This window comes from Tissierella pigra, from assembly GCF_018917845.1.
Taxonomy (GTDB): Bacteria; Bacillota; Clostridia; order Tissierellales; family Tissierellaceae; genus Tissierella; species Tissierella pigra.
In genome coordinates, this window is sequence record NZ_JAHLPJ010000001.1 from 922666 (window position 1) to 937229 (window position 14564).

Here is a 14564-nt window from a genome sequence, read left to right on the forward strand (position 1 = left end):
CTCTAAAGGAACCAGCGGTAAATAGGCTATTATAAAGAGGTGAATTTATAATGGATTTAAGTGACGACATAGCCATTGGTCAAGTGGTTAAGTCGAGAGCTGGAAGGGATAAAGGCAAAGTTTTCTTAGTATTAGAAGTCATAGATAATCAAAATGTATTGATTGTAGATGGAAATTTAAGAAAGCTTGACAACCCAAAACAGAAGAAGTTGAAACACTTAATTGTTTATAATACAGTTTTACCCGAATTAGGGTATAAATTAGAAAACAAAGTAAAGATAAATAATGCGTACATTCGAAAATTGTTAGAACCCTTTAACAAGGATTTCTAAATTTGCTTGAACAGGAGGTTAAAAAACCTAATGTCTAAATCTGATATTATTGAAGTTGAAGGTACAGTAGTAGATGCTTTACCTAATGCTATTTTTAAAGTAAAACTGGAAAATGGTCACGAAATATTAGCCCATATTTCTGGAAAACTAAGGATGAATTATATAAGGATACTTCCTGGAGATAAGGTAACAGTAGAACTGTCACCCTACGATTTAACTAGAGGTAGAATAACCTGGCGAAACAAGTAGCATAGGAGGGAATTAAATGAAAGTAAGACCATCAGTTAAAAAGATATGTGAAAAATGTAAAATAATCAAAAGACATGGAAAAGTTATGGTTATTTGTGAGAATCCAAGACACAAGCAAAAACAAGGCTAGTAAATAACTGGTTGATTTTGCGATGAATTATATTAGGAGGTGTAAACATTAATGGCTAGAATAGCAGGTGTTGACTTACCAAGAGACAAAAGAATTGAAGTTGGTTTAACATATATATATGGTATTGGTAGACCAAGATCAAATGAAATATTAACAAAAGCTGGTGTTAACCCAGATACTAGAGTAAAAGACTTAACAGAATCCGAAGTAGCAAGTTTAAGAGCTGTTATAGACGGTTACCATGTAGAAGGCGATCTTCGAAGAGAAATAGCTCTAAATATTAAAAGACTTAGAGAAATCAATTGTTATAGAGGAGTTAGACATAGAAGAGGACTTCCAGTAAGAGGTCAAAGAACTAAGACTAACGCAAGAACTAGAAAAGGTCCAAAGAGACTTGTATCTAAGAAGAAGTAGGTAAAGGAGGGGAAACTAAGTGGCAGCTAAAAAAGGCAAAGTGACTCGTGTTAGAAGAAGAGAACGTAAGAATATAGAAAGAGGTCAAGCACATATCTCATCAACATTTAACAATACTATGGTTACCTTAACAGATTTACAAGGTAATGTATTGTCATGGGCTAGTGCAGGACAGTTAGGTTTTAGAGGTTCAAGAAAATCTACTCCTTACGCAGCACAACAGGCAGCTGAAGAAGCAGCTAAAAAAGCTATGGAACACGGATTAAAGAGTGTAGAAGTATTCGTTAAAGGACCAGGTTCAGGAAGAGAAGCGGCTATTAGGTCCTTACAAGCAACAGGATTAGAAGTAAATATGATTAAAGATGTTACTCCTATTCCTCATAATGGTTGTAGACCACCAAAACGTAGAAGAGTTTAATAGGAGGTGTAAAATACATGGCAAGATATACAGGTCCAGTTTGTAGATTATGTCGTAGAGAAGGTATGAAACTTTTTCTTAAGGGAGATAAATGTTATACTGAACAATGTGCAATAACTAGAAGAAACTATGCTCCAGGACAACACGGACAATCAAGAAAAAAGGTTACAGAATATGGAATGCAGCTTAGAGAAAAACAGAAAGTTCGTAGATTCTATGGAATTTCTGAATCTCAAATGGTTAAATATTTCCTAATGGCAGATAAAGCTAAAGGAATCACAGGTGAAAACTTACTTAGATTACTTGAACTAAGATTAGACAATGTAGTATATAGAATGGGTTTTGCATCATCAAGAGCAGAAGCAAGACAATTAGTTACACATGGTCATTTTTTAGTTAATGGTTCTAAAGTAGACATACCATCTGTAATCCTTTCAGCAGGAGATACAATTCAAGTAAAAGAGAAATCAAGAAGTAGTGAAAAAATAAAATCACTAATTGAAAATCATAATGGCAACACTGTTAAATGGATAAGTGTGGATCTTGATCAATTTAAGGGTAGCATAGTAACTGAGCCAACTAGGGAAGATATAGATATACCAGTAGAAGAACACTTAATCGTTGAGTTATATTCTAAATAATAGTATTCATAATAAAATCAGTTGCCCTCGTACTTTAACAAACCAAATTTTAAGGAGGGTTAATGTTAATGATAGAAATTGAAAAACCAAGAATCGAAATTCTAGAGTTGAGTGATGATGAGAGTTATGGAAAGTTTATGGTAGAGCCTCTAGAGAGAGGCTATGGTACAACTTTGGGAAATTCCTTAAGAAGAGTGCTATTATCTTCACTACCAGGTGCAGCTGTATCATCAATAAAAATTCAAGGAGTACTTCATGAATTTTCAACTATACCAGGGGTATTAGAAGATGTACCAGAGATAATTTTAAACATAAAAGGTCTTGCTGCAAAAATATATGTTGATGAACCAGTGACTCTAAAAATAGAGGCACAAGGTTCTCAAACTATAACAGCAGGAGATATTATTACAGGTCCAGATGTTGAAATAATCAACAAGGACCATCATATTGCTACCATAAATGAAGACGGTAATCTATATATGGAGCTTGAATTAGTAAAGGGTAGAGGGTATGTAGTAGCTGATAGGAATAAAAAAGAGGGGCAGCAAGTAGGTGTTATACCTGTTGATTCCTCATTTACTCCAGTTACAAAAGTGAACTTTACTGTGGAAAATACGAGAGTAGGTCAAATCACTGATTATGATAGATTGATTCTAGAAGTATGGACCAATGGAACCATGAATCCAGATGAAGCTACATCTTTAGGAGCAAAAATACTTACAGAGCACTTAAATCTTTTTATTGGGCTAACTGAACATGTTAGTGAAGTGGAAATAATGGTAGAAAAAGAAGAGGACAAGAAAGAAAAAGTCCTTGAAATGACTGTGGAGGAGTTAGATCTTTCAGTTCGTAGCTATAACTGTCTGAAGAGAGCAGCTATAAACACAGTGGAAGAGTTAACACAAAAGACAGAAGAAGATATGATGAAAGTAAGAAATCTTGGTAAAAAATCCCTTGAGGAAGTACAAAGAAAACTTGCTGAATTAGGATTAGGTCTCAAAAAATCTGATGAGTAACAAGGCATGAAGGAGGGATAAATGTGACAACATTAAGAAAACTTGGTCGCCCTACAGATCAAAGAAGAGCAATGCTTAGAAATTTAGTAACATCTTTATTGAGAACCGGAAAAATAGAAACAACAGTTACTAGAGCTAAGGAAACAAAAAGAATGGCAGATAAAATGATTACCTTAGCAAAAAGAGGGGATTTACACGCTAGACGTCAAGTACTAGCTTATGTATATGACGAAGATGTAGTGAAGAAATTATTTGATGAAATAGGACCAAAGTATCAAGAGAGAAATGGTGGATATACAAGAGTATTAAAAGTTGGACCACGTCGTGGAGATGGGGCAGAAATGGCTATAATAGAACTAGTATAAATGTAGGGGATTAAGTTTAAACTTAGTCCCTTTTATTTTATGACCTAACACAGCGAACGACAGTGAGCTGATGTAGGTCAAACGCAATGAGCACCAAATCTATACGAGCATAGCGAGTAAATAGATTTGAGTTGCGAAACTGTGGCAAATGACCTAACTTAGCGAACGATAGTGAGCTTTAGTAGGTCAAACGCAACGAGAACCAAATCTATACGAGCATAGCGAGTAAATGAATTTGAGCTTCGAGACTGTGGAAAATGACCTAACACAGCGAGCAAACCAATTTTAGTTTTAAAATATATTGGTAAACTTATGCCGTAAATCTATAAGATTATGAATTGTAGATTGAATTAAGGGTATCCTTATGTTATATTATAGTATGAAAATAATATAAAAATAGAGGTATAACAATGAGTGATATAATGATAAAAGCAGATAATGTAACCTATGAATATAAATCCTTAATAGATGATAATATACATCAGGCAGTAAAAGAAATAAGTTTAGAAGTAAAAAAGGGTGAATTTTTAGTTATACTTGGACATAATGGTTCAGGTAAATCTACATTGGCCAAGCTTATGAACGGTCTTATTATGCCTACAAATGGTAATGTATATGTGGCAGGTATGGATACTCAAGATGAAAAAAACATATGGAATATACGAGAAAAAGCAGGTATGGTGTTTCAAAACCCTGATAATCAAATAGTTGCTACAATAGTAGAAGAAGATGTGGCATTTGGTCCAGAAAACTTAGGTATTGATCCTAAAGAAATAAGGGCTAGAGTAGATAAAGCACTAGAAGTTGTAGAAATGACTGAATACAAAAAACATGCACCTCATCTATTATCAGGTGGTCAAAAACAAAGAGTAGGAATTGCAGGGATTTTGGCAATGAATCCAGATTGTATTATTTTAGATGAACCTACAGCCATGTTAGATCCCATAGGCAGAATAGAAGTAATGAATACAATAAAAAAGTTAAATAAAAATGAAAATAAAACCATAATATTGATTACTCATTATATGGATGAAGCTGTAGAAGCTGATAGGATTCTTGTTATGGAACAAGGACAAATAGTTATGGAAGGATGTCCAAGAAATATATTTAAACAAGTCGATAAAATTAAAGAATTAGGGTTAGACGTACCACAGGTAACAGAATTAGTATATGAATTACGAAAAGCAGGGATCAACTTAAAAGATGATATAATATCTATAGAAGAATTGGTGGAATTACTATGATTATGAAAATAAATAACTTAAATTATATATATAATCCCAATACTCCCTTTGAAAAAAAGGCATTAGACAATATAAATTTGGAAATAAATGAAGGAGAATTCATAGGGCTAATAGGTCACACAGGATCAGGAAAATCTACATTAGTTCAGCATTTAAATGGACTAATAAAGCCAAGTTCTGGAGCTATAATAATAGATGGAGTAAATATTACAGATAAAGATGTTAATTTGAAGGAAATAAGACAAAAAGTTGGTCTAGTATTTCAATATCCAGAACATCAATTATTTGAAGAGACCATATATAAAGATATTGCCTTTGGACCAAAGAATTTGGGGCTTAGTGACGATGAAGTAGATAAAAGGGTAAAGGAATCCATGGAGCTAGTAGGATTAGATTTTGAAGCATTAAAGGATAGGTCTCCTTTTGAACTAAGTGGTGGTCAAAAAAGGAGAGTTGCCATAGCAGGTGTAATAGCTATGAAGCCTAAGATACTGGTTTTAGATGAACCTACAGCAGGATTAGACCCTCATGGTAGAGATGAAATTCTAGGTGAAATTCAAAAACTTTATGATAAGGAAGGGATTACTATAATACTTGTATCCCATAGTATGGAAGATATAGCAAAGCTTGTGCAGAGAATTTTAGTAATGCACAGGGGAAAGCTAGAAATGGATGGAAAGCCTAGAGAGATATTTAAAAAAGTTGATGAATTGGAAAACTTGGGATTAGGAGTTCCACAAATAACTAAATTTATGAAGATATTTAAAGAAAAAGGAAACCATGTTAATGATGACATATTAACAGTTCATGAAGCTAAAGAAGAAATATTAAAGTTTTTAAGGAGAAAAAAAGATGCTTAAAGATATAACCATAGGGCAATATTTTCCTGGAGACACTATAATTCATAGACTGGATCCAAGAATAAAGATAATTATAATTTCATTATTTATAGCATCATTATTTTTTGTAAATAGTTTTATACCCTATATATTCATAGTAGCATTTATCCTCCTAACAGTTAAAATATCAGGAGTGCCATTAAAATTCATTTTAAAAGGTATAAAACCTCTTTTATTCATTATATTAATAACCTTTTCGATAAATATATTTATGACTAAAGGAGAAGTACTATATGAGTTAGGGCCATTGACAGTTACAAAAGAAGGAATATACTTGGCTACCTTTATGGCTCTTAGATTAATTTTTTTGATTACAGGAACTTCACTTCTTACTCTTACTACATCTCCCATAGCCTTAACAGATGGAATAGAGAAGCTATTATCTCCATTTAAAAGAATTGGATTACCTGCACATGAGCTGGCTATGATGATGACCATAGCTTTAAGATTTATCCCTACTCTATTAGAAGAAACAGATAAGATAATGAAGGCACAAATGGCAAGAGGAGCTGACTTTGAATCTGGAAATATCCTTAGTCGAGCAAAAAATCTAGTGCCTCTTTTAGTTCCTTTATTTATAAATGCCTTTAGAAGAGCAGATGAACTTGCTACAGCCATGGAAGCAAGATGCTATAGAGGTGGAGATAATAGGACTAGATTAAATGAGTTAAAGCTCAAGAAACTAGATATAGTGTCATTAATATCTATGACTATATTCTTTGGTCTTATTATAAGTACAAGGTATATATAGGAGATAAAATGAAAAACATCAAGCTTACTATTGAATATGAAGGAACTAATTATGCAGGATGGCAGAGACAAGATAATGTAATTACAATTCAAGAAAAACTTGAAGGAGCTTTAGAAATATTAACAAATGAAAAAATAAAACTAATAGGGTCTGGACGAACTGATGGAGGAGTACATGCCTTGGCACAAGTTGCTAATTTCATAACAAATGCGACGATTCCGGGAGAAAGATATAAATATGCACTAAAATTTTTATTACCAGATGATATAACCATAATGGATTCAGAAGAAGTGGATATAGGATTTAATTCTAGATTTAGTGCCACTAAGAAAACATATAAATATATAGTATACAATGGAGAACTTCCAAAGGCATTATATAGAAATTTTTCTTATTATGTGCCTTATGATATAGATATTGATAAAATGATTGATGCTTCAAAATATTTAATAGGTACTCATGATTTTGCTTCATTTATGGCAGCTAAATCAAGTGTGAAAAGTACCATAAGAACAATTTATAGTATATCAATAGAAAAAGAAAAGGAAAATGAATTAATAATTTTTAAAATAGAAGGGAATAGCTTTCTTAGAAATATGGTAAGAATAATAGTAGGTACTTTATTAGAGATAGGATTTGGAAAACTTAATGTGGAGGATTTATGTAAGATAATTTCAGAGAAAAATAGGGAATTAGCAGGACATACGGCACCACCACAAGGATTATTTTTAGAAAAGGTTTTTTATTGACAAAAAACGTCTTGACATAGGTAATTACTTGTATTAGAATATATTAGAGTGTTTTAAAAAAGCCCCGGAACTTTTTTAATTTTTTATTGCTCAACGCTGTGATAAGGAGGGAAAATGATGAAAAGCTTTATGGCTAAAACAAACGAAGTTGATAGAAAATGGTATGTAATAGACGCAGAAGACAAAGTCTTAGGAAGATTAGCTACAGAAGTAGCTACAATATTGAGTGGTAAAAATAAGCCAATATATACTCCTCATGTAGATACAGGTGACTTTGTTATAATAATAAATGCAGAAAAAATCAAATTAACTGGAAAAAAATTAGAACAGAAAACTCATTTCTACCATACTGGGTACCCAGGAGGAGGAAGAGAAATATCATACAAAAGAATGATGGAAGAAAAACCAGAAATGGTTATTGAATTAGCAGTAAAAGGAATGCTTCCTAAAAATAGTTTAGGAAGAAATATGATTAAGAAATTAAAAGTATATAGTGGAGCAGAACATAATCACGAAGCTCAACAACCTGAAATATACGAATTTTAATGCTCACGAGAAAGGAGGACTGTAAGTGGCTAATATACAATTTTTGGGAACAGGAAGAAGAAAGACTTCTGTAGCAAGAGTTAGATTAGTGCCAGGTAATGGTAATATTGTTATAAATAAGAAAGATATAGAAACTTATTTTGATTATGAAACTTTAAGAGTAATTGTAAAAGAACCACTAGTTATTACTGAAACTTTAGATAAATATGATGTTTTTGTTAATGTTCATGGTGGAGGATTTACAGGTCAAGCTGGAGCAGTTAGACATGGTATAGCTAGAGCTCTTATTGAGTCAGATGAAGAATTAAGACCAATACTTAAAAAAGCAGGACATTTAACTAGAGATTCAAGAATGAAAGAAAGAAAGAAATATGGTCTTAAAAAAGCAAGAAGATCACCACAATTTAGTAAGAGATAGTATAATTGTCGACTTACAAAAGAGTCGGTTCAAAATTACAAAGTTTGTTCACGAAAGATACAGAGCGTCAGACTGGGAAACCAATCTGGCGCCTTTTATTTGTGCAGAAGTAGATCCCCCCGCCACAAACATTCCCGAAATCCAACAACCAATAATCCCCCGTAGCCCAGTGAAATCAATATATATAAAAATATAAGTAAATACCTCCCCTATGCATATCGCACTTACATCTCATATAATTGTTCCTATTTTTCCACGAGCAAACTTTGTCATTCTTCACTGCTCACGAGCAAACTCGCTTGTCATTTTCTCATTTTTTATCTCTTTTTTTCTATTTTTTAAGTAAATGCAACCCACGAACAAACTTTGTCACTCAAAGTAAGTTATGGGCGATAGACCTTGCAACCACTCGCTTACCATCCGAGCAAACTTTGTCACTACGTGAGCAAACTCGTGTGTAATTGGACATAGTAGAAAAAATAATAAATATAAAAATAGAGTGAAATTCTGAAAAAATTTCTAATATTCATCCCTTTGTTTTTAGCCAAATAATTGAATAAGTAAGAATTTAATAGATACTATATTGAAAACTTTTATGTTCTGCGTTAACATCACATCCAAGAAGTATGAAAGAAAGGAAGATTTATATGGCGAAAAGAGATACTACTTGGACAGTGGCTAAGTATAAAAGGTTTTTATCTAAAAATCGTGGTAGTGGTGAGTTAGCCTCTTACAAGCCTTGGCTTTCAATACAAGACTTTCCGTCAAAAGGCAGGGTATCACGTGTGAAAGGCTGGAAAACTAATAGAATACATCATTTCTTTTCAGATATACAAACGAGATGTTTCTATATGTTCGAATGGGACAATGAGGTAGTAGATATTAGAGAACATTATCCTCTTTTAGATTTAGTAGAGGTAGTGAAAGAGAATAAAGACCTTAAACAAGATTTCTTTACTAATGAAGAGCCTCCATATATTCTTACTACTACATTCTTGCTTACTTTGAAGAATCATAAATATGTTGCAAGAACTGTAAAATCATCAAGTGAGTTAGAGAAAAAGTCTGTATTAGAAAGGTTGGAAATAGAAAGGCGATACTGGGCAGCAAAAGAAATTGACTTTGGAATAATTACTCAAAAAGAAATCCCTATTAAAATGGTAAAAAATATAGAGTGGATACATCAAAGTTTATATACCTATGAAGAAAGAGGTTTAACAAAAAGTTTACTGGAGAATTATTGTACCATTCTAATTGATAAATTTAGAGACAGTAATTATTCAATAAGAAAGATAACTTCAGATTTTGATAAAGAAAATAATGTATCAGATGGTACAGGCCTATACATATTTAAATACCTTCTAGCATCTAAATTAATAACCATTGAAATGAATGAATCTATAGATATAACAAAAAGTAATCCAAAATTAATCATTGATTGGGGTGCAAGATATGCTTCCAACCAATAGTGTGATTTTATTTGAAACAATTCAGGGTAAAAGATATGAACGAATTCTATACCGTTACAAGGATATTATCTACCTAATTGATATTTACGGTAATTCAATGCCTACTACAGTCTCGGAATCCTTTATTCAGAATGGGTTAAATGATGGCACAATATTTGTTTTAGAAAATGAACCATATATGATAATTAAAGAAGAAGAGGATATTCTACCAAAACACAAAGCCATAAGAGACAAGGCTTATAATGCCATTAAAGACATTGTTACATTTGAGCCTGATATATACATCCCTGATAAGAGAGTTAAACTTGTCAGAGAATATATTGATAATATTCACGAAGCAACAGTTATGAGATATCTGAAGCGATTTTGGCAGAGAGGTATGCATAAAAACTCCTTACTTCCTGACTATTATAAGTGTGGAAAGACACAAGGTGATAAAGTAATCAATAATACTTTTATTATTACCCCCGAGACGGTAAAAATTTTCAATGCTGCTCTTAATAGATTTTATTATAATTCATCACAGAAGACATTGACATTAACCTATGAACTTATGATTAAAGAATACTTTAGTGAAAATGGAATAGTAAATGATGAAATTCCTACCCTAAGACAATTTAGATATTGGTTTAATAAAGAAAGAAATATCAAGAAGGAAGTATCAACTAGAAAAAGTGCAAAGCGATATGAGTTACAACATAGAGGACTTACAGGGTCTGCTACTGAAGAAGCATTTGGTCCGGGAGCAATATTTCAAATAGATGCAACTGTAGGGGATGTGTATTTAGTGTCCCAATATAATCGAAATTGGATTATAGGAAGGCCAGTTATATATACTGTTATGGATGTGTTTTCACGTTGCGTAGTAGGAATTAATATATCTTTGGAAGGACCTAGTTGGATTGGAGCAAGTATTGCCTTAATTAATGCTGCTACTGATAAAGTGTCATTTTGCAGGAAGTACGATATAGAGATTAATAATGATGAGTGGAATTATTGTAGTACCTTACCTGAAGCAATTATAGCAGATCGAGGTGAATTAGAAGGACAGAATATAGAATCTTTAATAACAGCCTTTGGAATAAAAATATTAAATACTAGTCCTTATAGAGGCGATATGAAAGGAATTATCGAAAGGTATTTTGATACACTAAACCAACATACTAAGCCATTTTTACCCGGAGCAATCAAAAGCCAATACCGTGAAAGAGGAGAGCAAGATTATAGGCTTTCAGCGACTCTTGACTTGAAACAGTTTACTCAAATTATAATTAAATGTGTATTGTATCATAACAATCATCACTATTTAAAAAAATATACCAGAAGTGAAGATATGATTGCAGACGGAGTAGAGCCCATACCCAAGTTAATTTGGGAGTGGGGTGTTGCTAATAGAACAGGGCGGTTAAGAACTGTCGATGAAGACTTATTGAAATTAAATCTACTACCAAATGACAAAGCGACTGTAACACAGCACGGGATAAAATTCAAGGGGATGTTCTTTGGTTCTAAAATTTCAGTAAAAGAACGATGGTTTGAGAAGGCTAGAAGCAATGGGGCTTGGAAAGTTGACATATCATATGATCCACGAGATATGAGTTATATTTATATTAAGTATGAAGATGGTAGAAAGTTTGATAAGTGTTTTTTACTAGAACATCAGTCAAGATACAGGGAAAAAGCAATTGAAGAAATAACCTATCTACTAGAATATGAAAAGATGCAGGCTAAAGCCTCAAAGAAGGTAGAACTGCAAAATAAGATTAATTTATTAGAAGACATAGAGAATATTATAGAGCAGGCTAAAGATGATACTAAAAATGAAGTTAAAGAAGGTATAAGTAAAAAGAGGCGTATCCAGAATATCAGAGATAATCGGAATTTCGAGAAGCAGCAGGAGCGGAAGCAAAATATTATCGAAATAAGACCAAAAGAGCCTAAGATAGTAATTGAAGAAAAGTCCTATGGTGATACAGACCAAGATATGATTGAATTACTATTAAAAGCACAGAAAGAGGGGAAAGACCGTGCAGGAATTGATACATAATGCAGAATATAAGGAACAGATTATTTCAGAGTATAAAGATAATCCATTTATAGAAGCATTACCTAAGATTTCATCGCCAAATGAAATAGTATCAAAGTTAGCATATTTTCCTCCCTATGATAAAGAGGAAAGACAGTTAGATAGTCAATATAGAACACATCTTGTTGGACGTCTATATGACGTTTTTCAGCCTCTAAAGATACATTTAGATTTGGAAAGTAGAATTAGTAGAGTTTTAAGGCAAGGATATATAGGAAGAAATATATTGGATAAAGCCTATGTTTCAAACCATTATCGTAGCACTGCAGGCTCTTTCACACTTTTAGGAGTGTCAGGTATGGGGAAAACCACTGTTGTAAATAGGATATTAACAATGTATCCACAAGTTATTGTCCATAGCAAATTTAAAGATAGAGAACTTTCAAGATATCAGGTAGTTTTCTTAAGACTAGAATGCTCTTACGATGGAAGTATTAAAGGCTTATGTTTATCATTCTTTAATAAGGTTGACGAAATATTAGGAACTGACTATTATTCAAGATTTGGTAGTGGAAAACTTTCAGTTGATAATATGCTTGTCGCTATGACTAATATTGCTAAAAATATTTCATTGGGACTTTTAGTAATTGATGAGATTCAAAACCTTAGTAAGTCCAAGTCTGGTGGAGCCGATAGGATGTTGAACTTCTTCGTTACCCTAGTTAATACTATAGGATTACCAGTTTTGTTAATTGGTACTCCTGAGGCTATGGGGGTATTACAAGGAAAGTTTAGACAGGCAAGGCGCGGCTCAGGACAAGGAGATTTGGTGTTTGAAAGGTTAGATAATGATATTAACTTTAATTTACTTATAAACGCAATATGGGGCTATCAATGGACTAAAAAACCTACTGTATTGACAGACGAACTGATAGATACCCTATTTGACCAATCCCAAGGAATAATTGATATAACGGTAAAACTTTATGTCCTTGCTCAAACAAAAGCAATTTCAAGTGGAAAAGAGACTATAACCCCTGAATTAATCAAACAAGTGGCTGACGAAAGTTTAAGGTTAGTAAAACCAATGTTAAATGCATTAAGAACAGGCAATGTAATGGAAATAGCAAAATATCCTGATATTTATACAGGGAGCATAAATTTAAATTATGAAGAGCCTCCTCAAAATAGGTTTGTAATACCCACTACTCCTAAACCATCTGTAGTAGAGAGTAATGATAATCCAGTAAAAATTAAAACAAAGAAGATACCTCCAAGTGCAGAAAATGATATTAGAGTTATAGTACAAAGTGGTGCAGGAGAAGGATTAACTACCTATGAGATATTAAAAAATTACGGAATAATTAAAGGATTTGAAGTTGTATGATGACATTCTTTCCTACACCATATCAAGATGAAATACTATACAGTGTTTTTGCTAGATATCACGATAAAAGTCCAAATTTCAATGGTAGTGAAACTGCAAGGGATCTATTTAATGTAAATCGTATAGTGTGTAGTCTGGAGTTCCCAACACTATTGGTTAATTTGCTCCAAAATATGCCCTTAAACAGTCCTTTTGATGCAGACAGGCTAATAGTCGAACATACACTATTTCCGTTTTATACAGCCTTTTTAAGCCTTAAGAATAAGAATATAATAAGACAGTATATGTTATATGGAGATGTTGAGATATATAATAAAATTACAAGTATTATAAATCCATTGGCTGAAAATAAATTCTTAAGATTTTGCCCAAAGTGCAATAAAGAGGATTTGGATATATATGGCGAATTATATTGGCATAGGATTCACCAGATAAGAGGTGTTTATATTTGCCCCATTCATAAAACACCTATTTATGATAGTAGTGTATCATTTGAAGAGAATAAATATAAATACGTAGCAGCGACTGAGAAAAACTGCATTGTTGAAAGTGAGATTGTGTATGAACATAAAATCTATGAGAAATTACTGCTCATTGCAGAGGATATGCAATGGATTTTGAATAATCCTCAAATTAAAACAAACATAAAGAACCAATACCTAAATCAGTTGAAGATATTAGAGTATGCTACAGTTAATGGAGGTATACGCCAGAAAAATCTTATTACTGATTTTGAAGCCTTTTGGAGTGATGATATACTTCAAATGACACAAAATACAATCACTAAAACTAATAATTGTAATTGGCTTTTTAAGATGGGATGGGACAAGGCAACTATAGAAGACCCATTAAAGCATATATTATTTATGAGGTTTTTAAGTCTAACTCCAGATGTGCTATTTAACCATAATATAGAGTATCTTCCTTTTGGTAAAGGACCATATCCTTGTTTAAATCCTGTTTGTGTGCAATATGAAAATGAAGTAATTGGGAATGTAGAAATTAGGAATAGTTATAAAACTAAAAGTCCAATTGGATATTTTACTTGTCCAGAATGTGGTTTTTCTTATTTAAGACGTGGTCCAGATAAGAAAATAGAAGATAGATACAGGTATTCTAGGATTGTAGATTATGGGGATTATTGGAGAGAAGAATTAATGCGGTTATTAAAGTATAACAGCGTGCCAAAGGTTGCAAAATTAATGGGGACAACACATACTACAGTTTATGATTATATAAGGCGATTGGGAGTTAGAAAGTAATTGAAGCATTGATTTTACAAATATCTCAAAAAATATTGATATAAATATTTGACAAATGAAAAATGTCGAGTTAATATTTAAGCATAAAAAACTAGAGATTTCATAATTAATGATTTATTTGTCAATAGGTTGATAAATAACTTTATAAGATATGTAACTAAACTGTAATGTTACTTAGCAAGAAATTGTGGTAATATATATAATATACAAAGCAAAATATTTTTTTATCGATTAGGTACAGACAATTA

At 32.4% G+C, this 14564-nt stretch carries 18 protein-coding genes; all 18 read left to right on the plus strand.

The annotated features are described in order from the left end of the window. The first annotated feature begins 50 nt into the window (after window positions 1-50). The 18 genes from KQI41_RS04535 (at window position 51) to KQI41_RS04620 (ending at window position 14316) form a co-directional block, all read left to right on the plus strand. The gene (locus KQI41_RS04535; protein ID WP_154440284.1) at window positions 51-332 is read left to right on the plus strand and encodes a KOW domain-containing RNA-binding protein; all 282 of its coding nucleotides are present in this window, start codon (window positions 51-53) and stop codon (window positions 330-332) included. Window positions 333-362: 30 nt separating this feature from the next. After that, complete coding sequence (gene infA / locus KQI41_RS04540) at window positions 363-581, plus strand: translation initiation factor IF-1 (protein ID WP_154440286.1); 219 nt, start codon at window positions 363-365, stop codon at window positions 579-581. A 16-nt stretch (window positions 582-597) separates the two neighbouring features. After that, window positions 598-711, plus strand: a complete 114-nt coding sequence (gene rpmJ, locus KQI41_RS04545) for a 50S ribosomal protein L36 (RefSeq protein ID WP_072976919.1) — start codon at window positions 598-600, stop codon at window positions 709-711. Window positions 712-762: 51 nt separating this feature from the next. Next, window positions 763-1125, plus strand: a complete 363-nt coding sequence (rpsM, locus tag KQI41_RS04550; protein ID WP_154440288.1) for a 30S ribosomal protein S13 — start codon at window positions 763-765, stop codon at window positions 1123-1125. A 19-nt stretch (window positions 1126-1144) separates the two neighbouring features. After that, window positions 1145-1543, plus strand: a complete 399-nt coding sequence (gene rpsK / locus KQI41_RS04555) for a 30S ribosomal protein S11 (RefSeq protein WP_216584928.1) — start codon at window positions 1145-1147, stop codon at window positions 1541-1543. Window positions 1544-1560: 17 nt separating this feature from the next. Next, window positions 1561-2184 carry a 30S ribosomal protein S4 gene (gene rpsD, locus KQI41_RS04560; protein ID WP_154440290.1) on the plus strand — a complete coding sequence of 208 codons (624 nt, stop codon included), beginning with the start codon at window positions 1561-1563 and terminating at the stop codon, window positions 2182-2184. Between the two features lie 68 nt (window positions 2185-2252). Beyond that, window positions 2253-3200 (plus strand): DNA-directed RNA polymerase subunit alpha, encoded by a 948-nt coding sequence (locus KQI41_RS04565; protein ID WP_154440291.1) that lies wholly within the window; start codon window positions 2253-2255, stop codon window positions 3198-3200. Between the two features lie 23 nt (window positions 3201-3223). Next, window positions 3224-3565, plus strand: coding sequence for a 50S ribosomal protein L17 (gene rplQ / locus KQI41_RS04570; protein WP_216584929.1), 342 nt, complete (start codon window positions 3224-3226; stop codon window positions 3563-3565). 422 nt (window positions 3566-3987) lie between these two features. Then, window positions 3988-4809: an energy-coupling factor transporter ATPase gene (locus tag KQI41_RS04575; RefSeq protein WP_216585917.1), complete on the plus strand. Its 822-nt coding sequence runs from the start codon at window positions 3988-3990 to the stop codon at window positions 4807-4809. After that, window positions 4806-5669 carry an energy-coupling factor transporter ATPase gene (locus tag KQI41_RS04580; protein WP_154440295.1) on the plus strand — a complete coding sequence of 288 codons (864 nt, stop codon included), beginning with the start codon at window positions 4806-4808 and terminating at the stop codon, window positions 5667-5669. Before KQI41_RS04575 ends, KQI41_RS04580 begins: the two co-directional genes overlap by 4 nt. Beyond that, window positions 5662-6459, plus strand: coding sequence for an energy-coupling factor transporter transmembrane component T family protein (locus tag KQI41_RS04585; RefSeq protein ID WP_154440297.1), 798 nt, complete (start codon window positions 5662-5664; stop codon window positions 6457-6459). The genes KQI41_RS04580 and KQI41_RS04585 overlap by 8 nt, the downstream gene beginning before the upstream one ends. 8 nt (window positions 6460-6467) lie before the next feature. Continuing rightward, window positions 6468-7208 carry a tRNA pseudouridine(38-40) synthase TruA gene (gene truA, locus KQI41_RS04590; RefSeq protein WP_154440299.1) on the plus strand — a complete coding sequence of 247 codons (741 nt, stop codon included), beginning with the start codon at window positions 6468-6470 and terminating at the stop codon, window positions 7206-7208. Window positions 7209-7325: 117 nt separating this feature from the next. After that, window positions 7326-7754 (plus strand): 50S ribosomal protein L13, encoded by a 429-nt coding sequence (gene rplM / locus KQI41_RS04595; protein WP_154440301.1) that lies wholly within the window; start codon window positions 7326-7328, stop codon window positions 7752-7754. A gap of 25 nt (window positions 7755-7779) precedes the next feature. Further along, window positions 7780-8172, plus strand: a complete 393-nt coding sequence (rpsI, locus tag KQI41_RS04600) for a 30S ribosomal protein S9 (protein WP_216584930.1) — start codon at window positions 7780-7782, stop codon at window positions 8170-8172. 647 nt (window positions 8173-8819) lie between these two features. After that, on the plus strand, window positions 8820-9641 hold the full coding sequence (locus KQI41_RS04605) for a TnsA endonuclease C-terminal domain-containing protein (RefSeq protein ID WP_216584931.1): 822 nt from the start codon (window positions 8820-8822) through the stop codon (window positions 9639-9641). Beyond that, window positions 9625-11688: a Mu transposase C-terminal domain-containing protein gene (locus KQI41_RS04610; protein ID WP_154440305.1), complete on the plus strand. Its 2064-nt coding sequence runs from the start codon at window positions 9625-9627 to the stop codon at window positions 11686-11688. Before KQI41_RS04605 ends, KQI41_RS04610 begins: the two co-directional genes overlap by 17 nt. Further along, a complete protein-coding gene (locus KQI41_RS04615; protein ID WP_216584932.1) occupies window positions 11669-13054 on the plus strand; it encodes an ATP-binding protein in 1386 nt (461 codons plus the stop codon). The genes KQI41_RS04610 and KQI41_RS04615 overlap by 20 nt, the downstream gene beginning before the upstream one ends. After that, entirely contained in the window at window positions 13051-14316 is a 1266-nt protein-coding gene (locus tag KQI41_RS04620; RefSeq protein WP_154440307.1) for a TnsD family Tn7-like transposition protein, read from the plus strand. Before KQI41_RS04615 ends, KQI41_RS04620 begins: the two co-directional genes overlap by 4 nt. Window positions 14317-14564: the final 248 nt, after the last annotated feature.